The sequence below is a fragment of the Psychromicrobium silvestre genome, from assembly GCF_013408295.1.
GTDB lineage: Bacteria > Actinomycetota > Actinomycetes > Actinomycetales > Micrococcaceae > Renibacterium > Renibacterium silvestre.
This window is the reverse complement of the sequence record NZ_JACBYQ010000001.1, coordinates 1,454,549-1,473,388: the sequence shown is the minus strand read 5'-3', so window position 1 is coordinate 1,473,388 and position 18,840 is coordinate 1,454,549. Positions and strand designations below refer to the sequence as shown.

Below are 18,840 nucleotides of genomic sequence, written 5' to 3'. Positions count from 1 at the left end.
GGGAGATCGCATGTGCCCTCTTTTCGCTGTCGACAGACGTAGTACTGGTACCTTCCACCGCGCCCGATGGCTTCGGTGAATATCATGCGGCTCGTCTGGCCCCGGTCATGGCACCGTCGGCAAAACAGCATGCCCTTGGTGAAATGGTGATGAACACGGTCGCGCTGGCCACGGCGGCTTCGGAGATCCATGACCTCCTGCACTTGCTCAAAGAGCTCTTGCCGATGATCGGTTCGTGCCGACCGGGGAACATGTCGCCCCTGTAGGTGACATAGCCGCAGTAGTACGGGTCTTTGAGCATCTGGTGGAGCTTGCTTTGCGCTATTGGCTTCTCCGGCGCACGTGCCGACGCCCGTGACGTAAGTCCCATGTCGCCCATCACGGCTTCGAGCCGTTCGAGAGTGTAGTCGCCCGTAGCGTAAAGATCCCATGCCTTGAGAATGAGGGTTGCGCGCTTCGCATCAAGTTCGACGGTGTTGACTTGTCGCCCGTCGATATCCTTTCGAACGTTGAGGTAGCCCAGTTTGGCTCGGCCGATCGTGCCGCCGTTGACCGCCTTGTTGCGCATCTTGATCCGGATGTCTTCACCGCTGAGCTGGTTTTGCACCTGGTTCATGATGTCAGTGACGGCTTCCATGGCTTCGGCGTAGGTACCTTCGCCGAAGTCTTCCCGTGCGGATAGGAGCCGGACGCCAAGCTTGTCGAGATGTCGTTTGGTGATGGCCGCATCGACGAAGTTGCGAAACGCACGGGATCTGGCATAGACGATGACGTAGTCGACATCGCGGTTGTCCTGCTGGTAACTCAGCATGGACTGGAAGACAGGGCGCTTCTCAATTGTCTGTGCCGAAACACCCGGCTCAACAAACTCCTGGACAATTTCCGCACCAAGAGCCCCAGCTTTCTGCTCACAGATATCGCGCTGGGTGGCGATGGAGTTGCCGTCTTTATCGATGTCGATGGCAGTCTCGGTCTGCTTCTTGCTGGAGACACGTAGGTAGAGCACGGCCTTTCGCGGGCGCATGGCCTCGATGTCGTCGATAGTCATGATCAAACTCCCTGTAGCCGAGTGCGTCTGTTCATGCGGTACTGCCATGAACGCGAGAATGGGGTACTGGCTGGTTGGCAGCGTGGCGAGGGTTCGACGATGCCGGTCTGCCTGAGCCGGACAAGAATGGCGACTTCGGATACTTGGAAGTAATTAGCCAGGTGGGATGGTCGCTGCATGCCGCCGTAGTAGGCGCGTTTGAGCAGCATCTTTGGGACGAGCAGGCATCCGGCGAAATAGTCGGCCGCGTGCTCGGCTTGTTCTTCGGCGGGTAGATCCTTGGATCCCAGGTAGAGCCCATCGGCCCGGTTGTGGTCGATGATGTGCTTGTATTCGTGCGCGAGGGTGAATCGTTGGCGGCGGTAGTTTTCATGCTTATTGAGCTGGATGATCCAGGCATTGCCGTTCCAGAAGCCGGCTCCGGAAACAGGTGCTTCGACGAGTTCAATCTCTATCTTGGGCAGTTCGGCGATGAACTCGACCGGGATGGGACCATCGTCAATACCATGCAGCTGGAGCAAGCGGATGGCTTGGTGTTCGGCGACTTGTTTTGCCTCAGCGAGCGAGTGAACGTCACGGTTCGGAATGAGAGATCGGAGAGTGGACAGGACACTTCGATCAAATGGAGTTGGGTTGATTTCGTTAGTCATGGCTTTTCTCCTTTCGCTGAGAAGTTGGTGGGCTACTCGTCCTCGCCTGGAGCGGGGCCGGTGTTGATATTGATGCCGTGCCGGGCGGCGACGTCGCGGAAGTGTGCTTCGATTTCACGGACGGCGCCTTCTGGCATGTCTTTGAATTTGGTGCGCAGGTATGGCTGCAAGGTGGGAAGGTCTGATCCGCGCATGACGCGGGATTCGGCCAGGAGATTGGTCAACGGGATCTGGAGCACGTCGGCGATTGAGCGGAGGTTGTCCATGCGGGGGCTGGTGATTTGCCCGAGTTCCTGCCGTCGTTCCCGGATGGCGTCCGCCAGTTGTTGTATGTCGTGGTCTTGCATTTCGTTGGTCTCCAATTTCTGTTCGTAGTATGGGCCGATCGTTCATTTCGTTCAACGATTTAAGCGAATTTCACAACAGAAATTTCGTCAAGGCAGGAAGTACTCCTTTATTCTTCGGATATTGTCAGATGGGGCTGTTGAATACGTAGATGCCTGAGCCTGATTCGATGCCGTAAATTTCACCGTTCAGGCGCATGTCTTCTGCCATGGCCTCGGCGTCCATCTTGACGTATGGCTGGAGCGATTCCGGTAAGTATTTTTCGACCTCGTCACGCCATCCGAGGTCATCGGTGATCTGCTCGGCGTAAGCAGTGAGACTGTCGTATTCGCCCAAATAGGCATCTTCGAAGTGGTGCCGGTCTTCGGGATCAAGGCCGGTGTAGTCGACCCAAGCGCAGAATGCTTCGCCGTGCTGCTCGATGCCTTCGGCCAGTGCCGCGACGTCTTCGATTCGTTCATACTTACTGAGTCCTTTGTTGCCGAAGCCCTCGTAGTCGTGGATGGCCCATTCTTCCGGTGCCGGCTCTGTGGACCGGGCCAGGATGGCGGTTATCCTCTCGTAGATGGCCTCGGCTCCGATGGTGGCGTCAATCCAATCGCCGAGCAACCGGCCGTTGTTGTAATCGGCCAGCGACGCGACGTAGATCGCCGGTGTGGTGCGTTGATGACTGCGTTCCGGGTCGGCTCCGGGTGAGTGTTCGTGGTTCATGACTTGCCTCCTTTCGCTTACGTGATGTGCTTCCCGACAGGAGCAGCGGAGGGAGTTCGATGGAACTCCGGCTCGCGCTGGCTCCTGCTGGGTGTGGCTCGAACTAGCGCCCACGCGCCGTGCGGGGCTTCACCTCTGTCTGGTCGTTGCCGAACAGACTGGCGATAGCCTCGCGACGGGCTGCCGCCTCGCGCTCGATATCTGCCATGGCAGACTCGGCCTGAGAGACCAGATCGGTGTTCTCCTTGACGAGCGCAATGTGCGCCGCCAAGGCCTTCCGGATCTCCTCGGTGATAGTGCTGCCGCGCAGCTGAGCAATGAGCGTCAGCTGGATGTGGATGTTCGGTTCGAGCCGGACGACCAGCGTCTTCACGCTGCCCTGGTTGTGACGGTCAGTGCCGTCAACCGGTGGTGTCGTCATGACAACTCCTCGGTGCTTGCGGTCGGCGAGGTTTCTGGATGAAACCTGACTCACCGATCCGCATGACACCGACGAGCGTCACCGGTTCAGGCTGCCGGAGATGCCCTGGCGGAACCGATCCGGTCGAGGGCTTCCTGGCTAGTCATGACGATCTCCCCTCGGGTGCCGATTCGTCTCGTGCTGGCGCTGCGCGTCGCGTTCGGCTTCGGCCTGGGCCATGGCGATGACGGCGCGGCTCAGCTTGCGCAGATCCGGTTTGTCGCGTTGCACCCCGTAGACCAGGATGTGGCGCTCTTGGCGCGGACTGGCGGCGCGGCTGCGGCGTGGTTGCTTGTGTGTAGGCATGGTGATTTCCCTCCTTTCAGTCGGTGTTGTGGTTGACGATGCAGACAGTCGTTCAACGTATTGAACGTGGTCTGGGGGTTAGTATGCGTTCAATTGGTTGAACGATCAACCACTTTAGTGCAAACCACAACACCGACTGGAAGAGCTCAATTGCCGCAGTGCGGCGATGGATTTAGTACTTGTTGCGGCGGTACTGGATGAAGACCCAGACTGCCCAGATGATCGCACCGATGCCGATGCCGACGATCAGGAATGGCAGGATCGACTGCAGCACCTGAGTGGCGCAGTACAGGGCGACGACGGCCAGCAGGATCGACATGCAGGCACCGATCGCCCGATCGAACCACGACTTCGGGCCCGGATCGCCGCTCATTTCTGGCGCTCCATCTCCAGGTAGAGACCCCTGTCCAGGCCGTGCCGGACACAGTCCAGGGCGAACTGCAGCTGGTCGCTGACGAACTGCTTGGTCACCGAGTAGTAGAGCACCTGCCCGACCGCGTCCGCCTGGAACAGGTGCCACTCCAGGTCGTTACGGTTAAAGCCGGCCCGCTCGAAGCGCCGCATCTGCCAGCGGGCCAGCTCGAACTCGTCCGGCGGCGAGAAGTTCAGGCCCTGTTCGACATGTGCGACGTCGTGGAGGTAACGATAGGCCAGGTTGATCTCCGGCGAGTCGAAGACAACGCTGCCGCTGTTTTCGTTGGACACGGGCAGCGGGCGCCCATTCTTCTGCGAGACCGTGAAGGCATCGCACAGGTCGGTGTTCTTGTCCGGGCATCGGCGGCCGGCTCCCAGCCGAAGTACAGCCGGTGTTCGATCTTGTGGGCTTCGTCCAGGATGTACTCACTGAGCCGCTTCTGGGCGGCAGCGAGTTCGGATGATGTGAAGGTTTCGGGCATGACAATTAACCCCTCTCTGGATGAATGATGAAAAGGAGAGTGAGAGCGGCGGCTCTCAGGTGTGTTCCGCTAGCGGCGGTGGCGGCGCATGTCCCGCAGCGCCTGGCGGTAGGATGCATCGAGACGGTGCACTGTTGCGTCAGCTTCCTGCTTGATGCGGGTCATCTGGTCCTGATGGGACGGCGTTCGATCGCTCCAGAAGTCGGCGACGACCAGGTACGCGGCGAAGATCGCAACAACGCAGGCCACTAGGGTGACCACCCAGATGACTATCGTCATCGCTACCGTAGCACCTTCGGCCAGGTCTCCAGCGCCGTCAGCGCCATGGCCGACATCTGCTGCGACACGAGACGCAGGTGCCGTGCCGTGGATGGTGAATCAGCATTGACCGCTTTCGCAACGGTATTCAGCTCATCCACGAGCGTCGCGACGCGTCCAATAAACAGACGCACTGCCGCCTCGTGCTGCAGGACTTCAGGCTCCGCATAGCGCATGGGCTTCAACGGATCAACGAATCCGTGCTTCATGGCAAACCCCTCTACCGCTGAAACCGACGGACTTCCCAGGCCGCATACTCGGCAAAGGAATCCGCGATGTAGTTAAGGCGTTCGGTGGTCCGGGGGGTCACCGTCGGACTGGAACTGAGCCTCGCGGCTCAACATGCCAGTCAAGTGCATGCCGGTGGCCGCGACGTAGCCGGCGGCCTGGACGCGTGCAGCAGCCACGAGCCCATTCGCAACCTCGGCATTCTGACGCCTCAGCAGCGACTTGCCCTCTGTTCGAGAGAATCCCTCCGGTGAGCTCGAGGGCGGAATATTGCCACCAGGGCGGCGGGTCAAATCGGTCATTACAGTACCTTTCCGTTCAGAATGTTCGCTGCTCCCTAAAAGCAGCCGGTACACCTATTGCAAGTTGTGAGTGGCGGTCGTGTCGTGACACAAAAGTGCACGACGCAGCTCAGCGCGGCACGATGGGACCCATGGAAGGAACTCTTGACCAGGATCTGGGGGATCGAACCGAGCTGGCTTCCCGCGTCCTCGCTGAATTGACTGAACTGCGCAGTAGGCCTGGGATGCTCACGATCGAGAAGTTCAGTCAATTCGAAACGCTGCGCCAGATTTGCGGCGGCAGCGACCAAGTGGACGCTTTCATGATGTTCGATCGTGAGATGCGCCGCTTTCAGGCAGGTGCACGGAACGAGGCGGCGGCTGCACTCTCGATTTGCGCCAAGGCCGATAGCGTCCTCGACCGGCTTCAGCTGACAGCTGAGACACTGTCGGACACTCAACTCAGAGACCAGCGAAGTGCTCGCCGGTGGAGCGACGCAGGGCTGAAGACCATCGCTGCCGAGCTGGTCTATCTCGCCAATATCCGCGGGCGGCTCGGCACGGAATTGCTGAGTATCGAAGTCGCTGGGACAGCCGAAACGGGCCTCGTGCTCGTCATCGACCAGATGTTAACGGCATCCCTGCCCGACCGTGCACCACTGATCCGGCTGTGGGCGTACACCGCTGACGACGAACTCGAAGAGCGCGAAGTCTTCGTTGACCTTGAGAACCACCCGGCGACGACAGCAAGTCGGGATACCTACACCATGAAGCGACACCGGGTCGGCGTTCCGATTCCGGCTATTCCCGAACTCCGGGCTGAGACGAAACTGCTCACGATCTCTGTCGAGGGCCGCGATGCCCGCATGAGGACCGTCAGTCTTGAGGACCGTACGTCGCTCCCTGAGGAACTCACAATTCGCTTCGCCGTCTATCGAACCATTGCGGCGGTCGATCTCGTGGCGTATTCGAACATCTGAGCACCCTGGTGAGGCCTTTCATAAACATGCACGGCATGGTATAAATATGAGCAGCAGCAAGCGGGTCTAGGTCGAGTCATCTCCCACCCGCGAGCACTGCCTGTAGCTGGCCACATGACCTAAATTGTCATGGTCGCCGGGTAGATTGAAACTAACATTAAGTGGCTACCGTCGTGTGGCTGGAGACTGCCGCATGACAAGTTCAACTGAATCAGGATCAACGCAAGGGGTACGGGCCGTGGCGCTTAAGAAATCGGATCTCTATAGCTCACTTTGGAAGAGCTGTGACGAGCTGCGTGGCGGCATGGATGCCAGTCAGTACAAGGACTACATACTGACGATGCTGTTCGTGAAGTACGTCTCCGACAAGGCCAAGACTGACCCTAACTCTCTTATCGACGTACCAAACGGCGGATCCTTCGACGACATGATCGCCGTCAAGGGCAACAAGGAGATCGGCGACAAGGTCAACAAGATTATCGCCAAGCTCGCAGAAGTCAACGACCTGCAAAAGGTAATCGACCTAGCCGACTTCAACGACGAGGAAAAGCTTGGCAAGGGCAAAGAGATGCAGGACCGGCTCTCAAAACTTGTCACTATCTTCCAGGAACTCGATTTCCGCGGCTCACGCGCTGAGGGCGATGATCTGCTGGGCGACGCCTACGAATACTTGATGCGCCACTTCGCCACCGAATCCGGTAAGTCTAAGGGCCAGTTCTACACGCCGGCTGAAGTCTCGCGTGTTATCGCTAAGCTGATCAGCGTCACTCCGGAAACTCCACGCTCCGCAACGGTCTACGACCCAACTTGCGGTTCGGGTTCATTGCTTCTAAAAGTCGCGGCCGAATCACGCCAAGGGCTCACAACTTATGGCCAGGAAAAGGACAACGCCACTTGGGCGCTGTCCAAGATGAACATGATTCTTCACGACAACGCGATTGCCGACATCCGCAAGGGCGACACCATCACTAGCCCGCAGTTCACAACCGGTGACACCTTGGACACATTCGATTTCATCGTGGCCAATCCCCCCTTCTCCATCAAGTCGTGGAGCAACGGACTTGAGAATGAGTTCGGGCGTTTCGAACATGGCATGCCGCCGGAAAAGAACGGTGATTATGCCTTCCTGCTACACATTCTGAAGTCGATGAAGAGCACAGGCAAAGCAGCCGTCATCCTCCCTCATGGAGTTCTCTTCCGCGGAAACAAAGAAGCCGACATCCGTAAACAGCTCGTGAAACGCGGATTCATCAAGGGAATCATTGGCCTGCCGGCCAACCTTTTCTACGGCACCGGCATCCCAGCCTGCGTCATCGTCTTAGATAAAGAGAATGCTCAGAGCAGGACGGGCGTCTTCATGGTCGACGCCTCCAATGGATTTTTGAAGGATGGAAACAAGAATCGTCTTCGATCTCAGGACATGCACAAGATAGTCGACGTCTTCAATAAGCAACAAGAAATCGACCGCTACTCACGCATAGTACCTCTTGACGAAATCAGCAACGCCAACAATGAGTTCAATCTGAATATCCCTCGTTACATCGACTCCTCAGAACATGAGGATGTCCAGGATCTCTATGCCCACATCCACGGCGGCGTCCCCAATCGAGATATCGACGCGCTCAGTGCCAGCTGGGACGCCTTCCCTGACCTGCGTCGGCAGTTATTCATTGGGAACGGCCAGTCAGGATATTGCGAATTGACCGTGAATATAGCTGAAGTCCAGCAGACGATCCTAGATTCAGCCGATTTCACGAGATTCTACGAAAAAGCACTCGCCCAGGTGGACAAATGGTACGGAGCACATCGCCCTGCCCTCGAGTCAATTTCGAGCGATACCAAGCCATCTGAACTAATTTCCATTCTTGGTGACGAACTTTTGGCGGAGTTCAGAAACGCACCGCTCTTAGATGAGTACGACGTCTACGAACGGCTCATGACCTACTGGCACGGTGTCATGCATGATGACGTATTCCTGATTATGAACGAAGGCTGGCTCAAAGCAGCGTTACCGCGTAAGACCATCGAGGACAAGGACCGCAAGATTTCCGAGACGCCTGATCTCGTCATAGGAAGCGGCCGAAATACAGCTAAATACAAGGCAGACCTCATCCCCCCAGCCCTGATTGTCTCGCGCTTTTTTGCCGAGGACCAGGCTCGTATTGAAGATATGACTGCGGCCGCCGAGGACGCCACCCATCAGGTTGAGGAATACCTAGAGGAACATGCTGTCGAAGATGGCTTGCTCGCTGAGGCTATGGACGACGGAAAGATCAGCAAGGCACTTGCCATGACCAGGCTCAAAGACGCCAAGCGCGAACATGCTGAACCTGAAGAAATCATCACTCTGAAGCACCTGATAGATCTATACGACAAAGAAGCTGCGACCAAGAAGCTACTTAGGGAATGTCAGACGAAGCTCGATATCGCTACGCTGACCCAATACGGCCACCTCTCAGAGATTGAAATCCGGGAGCTCGTCCTTGACGATAAGTGGAAGACATCGATCACCAACGGAATCACCGGAGAAGTCACCAAACTCACCCACAACCTAGTCGCTCGTATAAAGCAACTCGGCGAGCGATATGACGCAACACTTGGTGACTTGGAAAGCGAAATCGAGAAGCTCAGCTCCAAGGTAGCTCTGCACCTAGCGGAGATGGGGCTCAAGTGACCAAGCCTGAGATTCCGAGCGACTGGTCGAGTGTTCTACTCGGAGAGATTGCAACCGTGTCTCGGGGGGCATCACCGCGTCCGATTGCTTCTTCTCGATGGTTTAGCGACTCAAGCAACGTGGGATGGGTCCGCATTGCTGATCTCGGGAGATCAGACGGCCTGACGCTCCTGACTACGACTCAGCGACTATCCCCGGATGGCGTGGCACGCAGTCGGTTCCTGCAGCCCGGCTCGTTGATAATGAGCATTGCAGCCACAGTTGGTCTGCCGATTATCACTGGTATTCCTGCCTGCATTCACGATGGATTCGTCGCTTTGGAGCGACTTCGTGGTGCGAACAAGAACTTTCTTCTCTATGCGCTAAAGGCCGGCGAGAGTGAACTCCGATCGGCTGGACAAACGGGTTCGCAGTCAAATGTAAACACAGCAATCGTTAAGGGCTTGCGAATTGCCCTACCGCCCGAACCGGAACAAGAACGAATTGCTGAAGTATTAGCTGACGTCGACCGATTGATCTCTTCCCTGAACAGAGTGATTGCAAAGAAGAAAGCGATCAAACAAGGGGTGATGCAGCAGCTCCTCACGCACAGGGCGGACCGTGCAGACATGACTTCTCTCGGGTCCGTCACGTCATGGTTGTCCGGTGGCACGCCTAATCGCTCGAATACTAGCTACTGGTCGGGGGATATTCCGTGGATAAGCGCGACCACGCTAAAGAAGCTCGAGGCGGCAACGTCTGATCAGCTCGTCACACCAGCCGCTGTTAAGGCTGGTAGCAAGATGGCGCCACTCGGCTCTACGTTGCTCCTCGTCAGAGGCTCAGCATTGCATTCGGAGATACGGGCATCGCTAGTGACAGGCACCGTCTGCTTCAACCAGGATGTGAAAGCGCTGGTGCCATCCCGGAATTTGGTCCCGAAGTTTTTGACCTATTCCATCCATGGAAACGCCGACAGGTTATTACGGCTCGTGACCTCAGCAGGAAATACAGCGGGCGTGCTAGACACTCAGGTGGTCAAAAATTTCCAGATCTGGATGCCAGACCGATCAGAGCAACAACGGTTGGTAACCTTGCTGGACGACATTTCAAGTGAGATAGACGTCCTCGTTTCGCGCCTCGTTAAGGTCACGGCTGCTAAGCAAGGCATGATGCAAGAACTCCTGACGGGCCGCACTCGATTGCAGTCCGCAGAGGTGACACCATGAGCGTCGGTAAATCCATTCGCCTTTTCCTGGCTGACGGCACCCCCGGCGGTCTTTTGACGGCAGAAATCATGAACTGGACAGGTCACGTTGCGGCTGCGCCACGTTCGGACCTCGCCGCACTGTTGAAGCGTCCTGAAGCATCACGGACGGGTATCTATATTCTTCTTGGCGACGATCCCGAAAGTATGGGCGGATCAGTTGCCTACATCGGCGAAGGTGACGATGTCAGCAAGCGTCTCTACCATCACTCCCGTAACGAAGATCAGGGCGGAAAAGATTTCTGGGATCGGGCAATTGTCCTCACCAGCAAGGATTCAAACCTAACCAAAGCGCACGCCCGCTACTTGGAATCGCGGCTCATATCACTGGCACAGGAGGCGAACCGTTCACGACTGACCAACGGCACAACTCCTCCGCTACTACCGCTTCCCGAGTCCGATATATCGGATATGGAGTACTTCGTAGCACAGGCGAAAATCGTCTTGCCCGTGCTCGGCGTCAACATATTTCGGACGACGGCGACACCCATACAGCCGTCAGAACCAACAGAAGTGGCGGCTTCGGCTAGCCCTTCCATCTCGCCGATCTTCGAGATGTTTGTTAAGAGGTACGGCGTCAGAGCAATGGCGCAAGAAGTCGATGGCGAGTTCACTGTAAAGAAAGGGTCAATGGCCCGACTTTCCTTCACTGAGAACTCAAGCAATTATGAGTTTCTCCACGACGAACTCCTTAAGAGCGGGCAGCTTGTTCAAGACGGAGAAGGCTCCGCTATCTTTAACCAAGACATCGTCTTCCGTAGCCCATCGGCTGCTGCGGCAATCGTTGCGGGCAGAGCAGCAAACGGCCGAGTTGAATGGCGCATTCCGGGCACCGGCGTAAGCTTCGGAAGCTGGCAGAGTCAGGATGTTGAAAGTAATTTTGGGGGAAATGAATCATGAGCACAGTTGGACAGATTGAACGTAAGACACAGGACCGCGTTGTCGACCTGTTCCAACATGAGCTTGGATACGAGTACCTAGGCAACTGGGAGTACCGCGAAGACAACTCCCACATCGAGATCAGCTTGATGGAGCAGAATCTGCAGGCCCGTGGCTACGGTGCCAAACTGATCAACAAAGCTGTTGAGCAGTTCAAGAAGACTGCGTCTCTTGGCGGTGGCCGCAATCTCTACGAAGCTAACCACGAGGTCTACGACCTCCTCCGCTACGGCGTGAAAGTTAAGCCCGGTATCGGTGAGCAGACCGAGACTGTCTGGCTAGTTGACTGGCACAACCCCGAGGCCAACCACTTCGTGGTTGCTGAAGAAGTATCGATCAAGGGTGAACACAACAAGCGACCGGATGTCGTTCTCTACGTCAACGGCCTGGCGCTCGGCGTCATCGAACTCAAGCGCTCAAAAGTTGCCGTCTCCGAAGGCATCCGGCAGAACATCGGCAACCAGAAGAAGGACTTCATCCGCCCATTCTTCAGCACGGTGCAGCTGGTCATGGCCGGCAACGACGTCGAGGGACTGCGCTACGGAGTCATCGATACCCAGGAGAAGTACTGGCTTGAATGGAAAGAACCATCGGACATCGAGGAACCGCTCGATCGTGCGCTCGTGCAGATGTGTTCAAAGAGCCGATTCTTAGAAATCATCCACGACTTCATGGTGTTCGACGGTGGTACGAAGAAAACTTGCCGCCACAACCAGTTTTTCGGCGTCAAGGCCGCCCAGGACCGCATCGCCAAGCGCGAAGGCGGCATTATTTGGCACACCCAAGGTTCGGGTAAATCCCTCACTATGGTGTGGCTGGCTAAATGGATCCGCGAACATCAGACACACGGCGACAGCCAGGCCCGCGTCCTCATCATCACCGACCGAACCGAGTTGGATGATCAGATCAAGCGAGTCTTCAGTGGTGTCAACGAGGATATCTACCGCACGAAGAGCGGGGCCGATCTTATTGGCTCACTAAACAGCAATGACCCATGGCTGATGTGTTCGCTCGTGCACAAGTTCCGCGGCGGCGACGACGATCAAGTTCAGAACGACGCTGATGGCGATTTCATTGCCGAGCTCAACTCCAAGATTCCGGCCGGCTTCTCCGCCAAGGGCAATCTGTTCGTCTTCGTCGACGAAGCCCATCGCACCCAGTCCGGCAAGATGCACAAGGCCATGAAGCAACTGCTGCCTGGGGCTATGTTTATCGGTTTCACCGGTACCCCGCTGCTGAAGGCAGATAAAGCAACCAGCATCGAGACCTTCGGAAGCTTCATCCATACCTACAAGTTCAACGAAGCGGTCGAAGACGGCGTGGTACTCGACCTACGCTATGAGGCCCGCAACATCGACCAGGATCTCATCTCAGCGGCCAAAATCGACCAGTGGTTCGACGCCAAGACCAAGGGAATGACTGATCTTTCCAAGGCTGAACTCAAGAAGCGTTGGGGCACGATGCAAAAAGTCGTCAGCTCCGAGCCGCGATCCAAGCAGATCGTTAACGACATCCTGCTCGACATGGAGACGAAGCCGCGCCTCATGGACAACCAGGGCAACGCCATGCTCGTCGGATCCAGCATCTATCAGGCGTGCAAGTTCTACGAGATGTTCTGCCAGGCCGGATTCAAGGGCAAGTGCGCCATCGTCACGAGCTACGTCCCTCAGGCTAGCGACATCTCCAAGGAGGACTCAGGCCACGGTGCAACTGAAAAACTGCGCCAATACGACATCTATCGGCAAATGCTGGCCGATCACTTCGATGAACCGGCTGACCAAGCGGTCACGAAGATCGAGCAGTTCGAAAAGGAAGTCAAAGACCGGTTCATCAATGAGCCCGGTCAGATGCGTCTCCTGATCGTTGTCGACAAACTGCTGACCGGATTCGACGCGCCATCAGCCACATACCTGTACATCGACAAGAAGATGCGCGACCACGGTCTATTCCAAGCCATCTGCCGCGTCAATCGTCTCGACGGTGACGACAAGGACTACGGCTACATCGTTGACTACCAGGACCTCTTCAACTCCCTGGAAGACGCCATCACGGACTACACGTCTGGGGCTCTCGACGGTTACGAGAAGTCCGACATCGAGGGATTGCTCAAAGACCGCGTCCAACAAGCACGCGGAGACCTCGACGAAGCCCTCGAACGCATACGCGCGCTCTGCGAAGCTGTCGAACCACCCCAGGGGACACTGCAGTACCAGCGCTACTTCTGCGCGATGGAACAGGGCAACGCCCAGCAGATCAAGAACAACGAAGCCAAGCGCGTCGAACTCTACAAGTCCGTTGCAGCCTTGGTTCGTACGTACGGAGCCATCGCCAACGACATGGCGGAGGCTGGATACAGCGCCACTGAAGCTGCAGCTATTGCCAAGGAAGTCACCCACTACGTAGCGGTACGTGATGAAGTGAAGCTCGGCGCCGGCGAGAACGTCGACTTCAAACAATATGAAGCCGGCATGCGATTCCTGCTTGATACCTACATCCGAGCCGATGCCTCAGAGGTCGTGGCCGACTTCCAAAACGTCGGGCTCGTTGACCTCATCGTTGAACAAGGGGCGGCCGCTATCGACAAGCTCCCTGCCGGGATCAAGAAGGATCCTGAAGCTGTCGCCGAAACCATTGCGAACAACATCCGCAAAGTCATCGTCGACGAAAATGCGATGAATCCGAAGTACTACGAGAGCATGTCCAGTCTGCTTGACGCCATCATCGAGCAGCGCCGCCGGGGCGCCATCGATTACAAGGAATACCTTGAACAGCTGATCGCGCATGCCAAGAAGGTTGGCTCGAAAGAATCCGACACTGTGTACCCTGCCTGGGCAACAAATGGTGCGCAGCGTGCCATCGTCGACTTCGGATGGGCAGACCCTGCCACACCAATCCAGGTCGACACCGCCATCATGACCAGCAAGCCGCATGGCTGGGTCGGCAGCACGTTCAAGGAAAAAGAAGTCGCACGAGCAATTCGTCGCGTCCTTCCGGATGACTTCGACCGCTTCGAAGACCTCTTTAGGTTAGTAAAGGCTCGGAATGAGTACCGCTAGTGCCTATCTGACTGTCGCCGGGATCGATGTCGATGTCATCTATAAGAACATCAAGAACTTACACATCGCGGTCTACCCACCCCTTGGCCGCGTACGCGTTGCAGCACCAGAACGACTCGATGACGACGCGATCAGGATGGCTGTCGTACAGCGCCTGCCTTGGATTAAGAGGCAGCGCCAGCAGCTTCGTAATGCAGTGCGCCAAACCGAGCGTGAAATGGTCACCGGTGAATCCCATTACGTCTGGGGGCAGCGGTACCGGCTCAAGGTCGTCAACGAACCAGGCCGGATCCGGTTTAATGTCAATGGAAAGCGGCTGACACTATGCGCACCCGTAGAGAGCACTCCGGAAACCCGTCGAAAGGCCATGGATGAGTGGCACCGCGCCGCTCTCAAGCACGAAGTTCCTGAGCTCATAGCTAAGTGGCAGCCACTTATTGGTCGTGAAGTCGCGAAGTGGACTGTACGCCGTATGAAGACCAAGTGGGGTAGCTGTAACCGCGAATCGGCGCACGTCTGGTTCAATCTTGAGCTCGGCAAAAAGCACCCAAACTGCCTGGAATACATCGTCGTGCACGAGATGACGCATCTGCTAGAACGCAACCACAACGAGCGCTTTACCGAGCTAATGGACGGTTTCCTGCCGGACTGGCGAGCACGTCGCGACGACTTGAACCAAGCACCACTGCGGGATGAGTCATGGAGCCTCGAATGATAATGAATATGGAGAATGCGGCCGCGTGACGACCACTACAAAGGCTACTAAGGATCGCTCGGCTCACGCGTCGATTCGCGGATACTGCTATCAATTCGACCGCACCATTCTTGAAGTACTCGATGCCGACACGGATACCGAGGTGCTTGTCGAAGGTCTTGAAGACATCGACCTACTCGGTGCGAGCCGTAGCACTGCAGTTCAGGTGAAGTATTGGGCGTCCAAAAAATATGGCACTCCCCGATCCATTCATGAACCAGTTGAGTTAATGCTCAAGGCTTACTCCCTAGGCGCGAATCATGACTTCATTTTGCACGTCCATTTTGGTCAAGAGAGCTATCCACCAGAGACACTGACGATCGATGAGCTTCGTGCATGCCTGACTCGGAAAACTACCACCGATGGGGTCCAGATCCATTTGGACTACGAGAACTACTCCGAAGAAACGCTGATTGGCTTCACCAAGCGCCTGAGGATTCGGTCTGGTGATGACTTCGAAACGCAGAACTCCTCAGCAAAGAAGCACCTCGCACGACATCTTTCTGCCAGCGAACAAGATGTAGATGATCTGCACTACGCAGCCGCACTAGCCCACATTCAGTTCTTGGCGATGAATCCTGATGTCGATAATCGAAAAATCAACCGCGCAGATTTCCTCGCTCGGATCAATAACCGCCAAGCTCTCTACACCCGATGGCACGCTGAGACTGTTGGAGCGGACCGCTATGCAGCAGGCCTAGCGAGGCGCCTCAAACAGCTCAAGGTACTCACACCTTCTAAGCGTAAAGCCGTGGTGATCTCCATCGATCAGGATGAGGTCGAAGCGCAGACCCTTGCTTGCAGACTCGCCGTCTCCGAATACGGCCCTGGCAAGATGCACACAACGAAGCCCTGGACGCTAGTAATCGACGGCAACGATGATCAAATTCGTCGGGTCAAACTGGCTGTGCTCAAGCACGGCGTGGGGATAAACGACGGCTACGAAACCATTGGGTTCCAGACAGCCGCATTCGATGCCCCGCCCGTGATCAATCGGCGCGGTGGCGGCGACGTAATCAAACTAGCCTCGTACTCCATACGGATTATCTCCATGGCGAGTTTTCGAGAATTCATCAAGGAAGGTCATGACTTTGGCGTCATACTTGCGATTGAGGGACTCGACGACGAACTGTGTCGGGCTGGAAGTGCAGATCCACCAATCTTCTACGAAGGCTTGAGCGCAGAACACATTCACAAAGTAATTGGGGGAAAATAAAATGAGCGATAACGACATTACAGACATAGCAAAAGTGATAGCGGTCGGTCCCGATGTCATCGAAGTGGAAGTCAGTTCAACAGAGGAATATCAGAACAGAGACGTACAACTCGAAATCGGAAGCTACGTACAGATCTCCGACGATAATGACTCTTGTCTGGTTGCAATTGTTCAAAGCTTCAGAGTAAAGGATTCATTAACACGACAAGATGATGCTGAACTGCCTACTGTAAAGTTCGTTCTGTCACTTCAGCCTGTGGGGAGACTTGAAGATGGCGTATTTAAGCGTGGCGGAAAACAAATAACGATCCCCCCGCGACGCGTGGAAATAGCATCTAAAAGTTTGCTGGAAGAAATCTACTCCGCAGTCGAACCCGAGAAGCGGTTCAGCTTTGGGCAGCTTGTTCAGGATGAGAACATATCCGTTTATCTTGACGGGGACAAGTTCTTTGGCAAGCATATTGGCGTGGTTGGATCAACAGGATCCGGTAAGTCATCTACGGTCGCCGCCATCCTCCAGGAAGGGATTCGCCCCTCTACAGGACAGACCGAAGCGGGCAAGCTGAACAACTCCCATGTGATCATTTTCGATTTGCATGGCGAGTATCGGAGCGCGTTTCCGGATGCCCGGGCCATTGGCGTGGATGAATTAAAGCTCCCTTACTGGATGATGAATTCAGAAGAGCTTGAGGAGATGTTCATAGAGAGCAACGAACAGAACTCTCACAACCAGGTGTCACAATTTCGCAATGCGGTAATTGAGAATAAGAAGAAATATGCCGGGGCATCTGGCACGAAGATCTCCTATGACTCTCCAATATATTTCAGCCTGGAAGAAGTGATTAACTACCTTACCCATCTCAACACGGAAGTCATAGGCAAGGCACCCGGCGATGGAAACCTTCCGAAGTTTAAGGACGACGGGACACTCGTCACTGATCGATCTTTGCACTATTTTGAGATGCCAAGGGCCTTTGTCGAGCAGAGCACTTCAGCAGCCGCGAAGGCTTCGAATGGTCCGTTCAACGGAGAGTTCAACCGCTTCCTTATGAGGCTCGAGGGTCGACGGAATGATCGACGACTTGATTTTCTACTAGCCCCACGGAATCCCAGCGACGAAGAATTCAAAACCGGCGACTTGAGTGAGTTGCTCTCTCAGTTCATGGGTTACGGGAAAACCAAGAGCAATGTAACGATCTTGGACCTGAGTGGTATCCCGTTTGAAGTCCTAAGCGTTGTTGTATCACTCATTACTCGCCTGATATTCACCTTCAACTTTCACTTCAAGAAGCACCGGACCAGGGGTGCGCAGGAGCTACCGTACCTGCTGGTCTATGAGGAGGCTCACAACTACATACCTCAGAGCGAGGGCGCGAAGTACGGCACGGTCAAGCGAGCGATCGAGCGCATCGCCAAAGAGGGGCGAAAATATGGCATCTCGTTGATGATAGTTAGCCAAAGACCATCTGAGATCTCGGAGACCGTCTTCTCGCAGTGCAACAATTTTGTGGCCATGCGCCTGACCAACCCCGCAGACCAGCGATACGTAAAGAGGCTGTTGCCCGACAATCTTGGCGCCATCACAGATGCACTACCGTCCTTGGAGCGCCAGGAGGCAATCATCATCGGCGACTCCGTGACAGTCCCATCCATCGTCAAGGTAAATAGCATCGTCAACCTGCCAGATTCTCACGACATCAACTTCCGCACAGAGTGGAAGCAGGACTGGCTCGAAGTTGAGATTCCTGATGTGATCGAAAACTGGCGGGGTTAGACCTTGAAGTATCCATTCCAGAAGCAGCGAGGCAAACTACATCGATGCGCGCTCGAAGCTTGCCGCTGCGGCCGTCCGCGCGAACAAAGCAGTCGAACTAAACAAGGCTGGCAAGGTCTCGGAAGCGTTCGCTCAGTGGGATCTGGTCTTCGACGGAAGGTTCCCCGCCTACTACTAGAAGGCTTTGCCTGCGAGTGACCTACACATCCAAATCGATTGCGGCGACGTCGTTGTATGTGGACTAGCTACGGATGGTCCCAGGGATTACGCAGTGTAATCCTTTGCTTGAGGAGGAGCTTGCGGACCGTGTCGGCCGAGACGCCATGTACTTTGCCGATAGCCGCCAGTGAGGCGCCGGCTCTATATCGTTCGGTGATGTCGCCTGTTTGGAAATCGCCCAGACCTTGCCGCCGAATCGGAACCCCAGCTTCGCGAAGCACGATGATGATGCTGGTTTTGGATATGCCGTACGTTTCAGCAAGCTGGCGCGATGACCTACCTTGTTGATAGCGGGCGGCGATGTCAGATTGGTCTGCAGCTGTCAGTCGGTGGACAATTTTGGCCGAATACTTTGCCGTGAGTTTTCGTGACCTTCGAGGAGCCGCTAGATTGGTAGTGGTGGCCAGGATCTTATCGAAGCGGGTTTCGTAGTGGCGACCTCTGTTGGAGTAGGCCGGCAGAACCTCCACAATTTCAGACGTACTAGAACACCTGACATCGGTTGAAGCCGGTGCGGGTGCCAAGGCGGCGAACGGCTCAGTAGGCCGGATCGTCGCCTCTCCTTTTTGGTGATCTCGCTGCCGTTGCTGAAGGCCTGGTTGGCGAGACAGGTCAATGTCCCTTCCTTCGGTTCGCAAGCTACCGGTCGCGCGCCAGGGTTCGGGGCTTTCATAAGATTCAATCGATACCAGCGCACACTTGTTGACTCGCATTTCATTACGCAGGTGTCGCTCACAAT

The 18,840-nt window shown here is 55.8% G+C and carries 20 protein-coding genes and 1 pseudogene; 8 read left to right on the top strand and 13 right to left on the bottom strand.

What is annotated here, in order from left to right; genetic code table 11:
* Positions 1-26 precede the first annotated feature (26 nt).
* The 12 genes and pseudogenes from FHU41_RS15540 to FHU41_RS06885 all read right to left on the bottom strand — a co-directional run.
* A pseudogene (locus FHU41_RS15540) lies at positions 27-86 on the bottom strand (hypothetical protein); the annotation flags it as partial.
* On the bottom strand, positions 83-1,048 hold the full coding sequence (locus FHU41_RS06935; protein WP_179388848.1) for a recombinase family protein: 966 nt from the start codon (positions 1,046-1,048) through the stop codon (positions 83-85). The pseudogene FHU41_RS15540 and the gene FHU41_RS06935, both read right to left, overlap by 4 nt.
* Before the next feature lie 2 nt (positions 1,049-1,050).
* Positions 1,051-1,698 carry an ImmA/IrrE family metallo-endopeptidase gene (locus FHU41_RS06930; RefSeq protein ID WP_179388847.1) on the bottom strand — a complete coding sequence of 216 codons (648 nt, stop codon included), beginning with the start codon at positions 1,696-1,698 and terminating at the stop codon, positions 1,051-1,053.
* A gap of 32 nt (positions 1,699-1,730) precedes the next feature.
* Positions 1,731-2,060 (bottom strand): hypothetical protein, encoded by a 330-nt coding sequence (locus tag FHU41_RS06925; RefSeq protein WP_179388846.1) that lies wholly within the window; start codon positions 2,058-2,060, stop codon positions 1,731-1,733.
* A 109-nt stretch (positions 2,061-2,169) separates the two neighbouring features.
* Positions 2,170-2,754: an antirestriction protein ArdA gene (locus FHU41_RS06920; RefSeq protein WP_179388845.1), complete on the bottom strand. Its 585-nt coding sequence runs from the start codon at positions 2,752-2,754 to the stop codon at positions 2,170-2,172.
* 103 nt (positions 2,755-2,857) lie between these two features.
* Positions 2,858-3,175 carry a hypothetical protein gene (locus FHU41_RS06915; protein ID WP_179388844.1) on the bottom strand — a complete coding sequence of 106 codons (318 nt, stop codon included), beginning with the start codon at positions 3,173-3,175 and terminating at the stop codon, positions 2,858-2,860.
* Positions 3,176-3,313: 138 nt separating this feature from the next.
* The gene (locus FHU41_RS06910; protein WP_179388843.1) at positions 3,314-3,520 is read right to left on the bottom strand and encodes a hypothetical protein; all 207 of its coding nucleotides are present in this window, start codon (positions 3,518-3,520) and stop codon (positions 3,314-3,316) included.
* Positions 3,521-3,692: 172 nt separating this feature from the next.
* Positions 3,693-3,893 carry a hypothetical protein gene (locus tag FHU41_RS06905; RefSeq protein WP_179388842.1) on the bottom strand — a complete coding sequence of 67 codons (201 nt, stop codon included), beginning with the start codon at positions 3,891-3,893 and terminating at the stop codon, positions 3,693-3,695.
* Positions 3,890-4,225, bottom strand: a complete 336-nt coding sequence (locus FHU41_RS06900; RefSeq protein ID WP_179388841.1) for a hypothetical protein — start codon at positions 4,223-4,225, stop codon at positions 3,890-3,892. The genes FHU41_RS06905 and FHU41_RS06900 overlap by 4 nt, the downstream gene beginning before the upstream one ends.
* Positions 4,226-4,485: 260 nt before the next feature.
* Entirely contained in the window at positions 4,486-4,695 is a 210-nt protein-coding gene (locus tag FHU41_RS06895; RefSeq protein ID WP_179388840.1) for a hypothetical protein, read from the bottom strand.
* Positions 4,696-4,697: 2 nt separating this feature from the next.
* On the bottom strand, positions 4,698-4,943 hold the full coding sequence (locus tag FHU41_RS06890; RefSeq protein ID WP_179388839.1) for a hypothetical protein: 246 nt from the start codon (positions 4,941-4,943) through the stop codon (positions 4,698-4,700).
* Positions 4,944-5,015: 72 nt separating this feature from the next.
* Positions 5,016-5,264, bottom strand: coding sequence for a hypothetical protein (locus FHU41_RS06885; RefSeq protein ID WP_179388838.1), 249 nt, complete (start codon positions 5,262-5,264; stop codon positions 5,016-5,018).
* 131 nt (positions 5,265-5,395) lie between these two features.
* Here FHU41_RS06885 and FHU41_RS06880 point away from each other — a divergent pair, with 131 nt between their 5' ends.
* The 8 genes from FHU41_RS06880 (at position 5,396) to FHU41_RS06845 (ending at position 17,882) form a co-directional block, all read left to right on the top strand.
* Positions 5,396-6,223: a hypothetical protein gene (locus FHU41_RS06880; RefSeq protein WP_179388837.1), complete on the top strand. Its 828-nt coding sequence runs from the start codon at positions 5,396-5,398 to the stop codon at positions 6,221-6,223.
* 193 nt (positions 6,224-6,416) lie between these two features.
* Positions 6,417-8,897 (top strand): type I restriction-modification system subunit M, encoded by a 2,481-nt coding sequence (locus FHU41_RS06875; RefSeq protein WP_179388836.1) that lies wholly within the window; start codon positions 6,417-6,419, stop codon positions 8,895-8,897.
* Positions 8,894-10,105: a restriction endonuclease subunit S gene (locus FHU41_RS15395; RefSeq protein ID WP_179388835.1), complete on the top strand. Its 1,212-nt coding sequence runs from the start codon at positions 8,894-8,896 to the stop codon at positions 10,103-10,105. The genes FHU41_RS06875 and FHU41_RS15395 overlap by 4 nt, the downstream gene beginning before the upstream one ends.
* Positions 10,102-11,043 carry a GIY-YIG nuclease family protein gene (locus tag FHU41_RS06865; protein ID WP_179388834.1) on the top strand — a complete coding sequence of 314 codons (942 nt, stop codon included), beginning with the start codon at positions 10,102-10,104 and terminating at the stop codon, positions 11,041-11,043. Before FHU41_RS15395 ends, FHU41_RS06865 begins: the two co-directional genes overlap by 4 nt.
* The gene (locus tag FHU41_RS06860; protein ID WP_179388833.1) at positions 11,040-14,138 is read left to right on the top strand and encodes a type I restriction endonuclease subunit R; all 3,099 of its coding nucleotides are present in this window, start codon (positions 11,040-11,042) and stop codon (positions 14,136-14,138) included. The genes FHU41_RS06865 and FHU41_RS06860 overlap by 4 nt, the downstream gene beginning before the upstream one ends.
* Positions 14,125-14,853 (top strand): M48 family metallopeptidase, encoded by a 729-nt coding sequence (locus FHU41_RS06855; protein ID WP_179388832.1) that lies wholly within the window; start codon positions 14,125-14,127, stop codon positions 14,851-14,853. The genes FHU41_RS06860 and FHU41_RS06855 overlap by 14 nt, the downstream gene beginning before the upstream one ends.
* Before the next feature lie 25 nt (positions 14,854-14,878).
* Positions 14,879-16,108: a hypothetical protein gene (locus FHU41_RS06850; protein ID WP_179388831.1), complete on the top strand. Its 1,230-nt coding sequence runs from the start codon at positions 14,879-14,881 to the stop codon at positions 16,106-16,108.
* A 1-nt stretch (position 16,109) separates the two neighbouring features.
* Positions 16,110-17,882, top strand: a complete 1,773-nt coding sequence (locus tag FHU41_RS06845) for an ATP-binding protein (protein ID WP_179388830.1) — start codon at positions 16,110-16,112, stop codon at positions 17,880-17,882.
* 245 nt (positions 17,883-18,127) lie between these two features.
* Here FHU41_RS06845 and FHU41_RS06840 read toward each other — a convergent pair whose 3' ends face one another.
* Complete coding sequence (locus tag FHU41_RS06840; RefSeq protein WP_179388829.1) at positions 18,128-18,814, bottom strand: helix-turn-helix domain-containing protein; 687 nt, start codon at positions 18,812-18,814, stop codon at positions 18,128-18,130.
* Between the last annotated feature and the right edge of the window lie 26 nt (positions 18,815-18,840).

Excerpts from the sequence above, each read along its gene's own strand:
- FHU41_RS06935 (WP_179388848.1), bottom strand. The coding sequence starts at position 1,048 with ATGACTATCGACGACATCGAGGCCATGCGCCCGCGAAAGGCCGTGCTC.
- FHU41_RS06930 (WP_179388847.1), bottom strand. The coding sequence starts at position 1,698 with ATGACTAACGAAATCAACCCAACTCCATTTGATCGAAGTGTCCTGTCC.
- FHU41_RS06920 (WP_179388845.1), bottom strand. The coding sequence starts at position 2,754 with ATGAACCACGAACACTCACCCGGAGCCGACCCGGAACGCAGTCATCAA.
- FHU41_RS06915 (WP_179388844.1), bottom strand. The coding sequence starts at position 3,175 with ATGACGACACCACCGGTTGACGGCACTGACCGTCACAACCAGGGCAGC.
- FHU41_RS06910 (WP_179388843.1), bottom strand. The coding sequence starts at position 3,520 with ATGCCTACACACAAGCAACCACGCCGCAGCCGCGCCGCCAGTCCGCGC.
- FHU41_RS06905 (WP_179388842.1), bottom strand. The coding sequence starts at position 3,893 with ATGAGCGGCGATCCGGGCCCGAAGTCGTGGTTCGATCGGGCGATCGGT.
- FHU41_RS06895 (WP_179388840.1), bottom strand. The coding sequence starts at position 4,695 with ATGACGATAGTCATCTGGGTGGTCACCCTAGTGGCCTGCGTTGTTGCG.
- FHU41_RS06890 (WP_179388839.1), bottom strand. The coding sequence starts at position 4,943 with ATGAAGCACGGATTCGTTGATCCGTTGAAGCCCATGCGCTATGCGGAG.
- FHU41_RS06885 (WP_179388838.1), bottom strand. The coding sequence starts at position 5,264 with ATGACCGATTTGACCCGCCGCCCTGGTGGCAATATTCCGCCCTCGAGC.
- FHU41_RS06880 (WP_179388837.1), top strand. The coding sequence starts at position 5,396 with ATGGAAGGAACTCTTGACCAGGATCTGGGGGATCGAACCGAGCTGGCT.
- FHU41_RS06875 (WP_179388836.1), top strand. The coding sequence starts at position 6,417 with ATGACAAGTTCAACTGAATCAGGATCAACGCAAGGGGTACGGGCCGTG.
- FHU41_RS06865 (WP_179388834.1), top strand. The coding sequence starts at position 10,102 with ATGAGCGTCGGTAAATCCATTCGCCTTTTCCTGGCTGACGGCACCCCC.
- FHU41_RS06860 (WP_179388833.1), top strand. The coding sequence starts at position 11,040 with ATGAGCACAGTTGGACAGATTGAACGTAAGACACAGGACCGCGTTGTC.
- FHU41_RS06855 (WP_179388832.1), top strand. The coding sequence starts at position 14,125 with ATGAGTACCGCTAGTGCCTATCTGACTGTCGCCGGGATCGATGTCGAT.
- FHU41_RS06845 (WP_179388830.1), top strand. The coding sequence starts at position 16,110 with ATGAGCGATAACGACATTACAGACATAGCAAAAGTGATAGCGGTCGGT.
- FHU41_RS06840 (WP_179388829.1), bottom strand. The coding sequence starts at position 18,814 with ATGCGAGTCAACAAGTGTGCGCTGGTATCGATTGAATCTTATGAAAGC.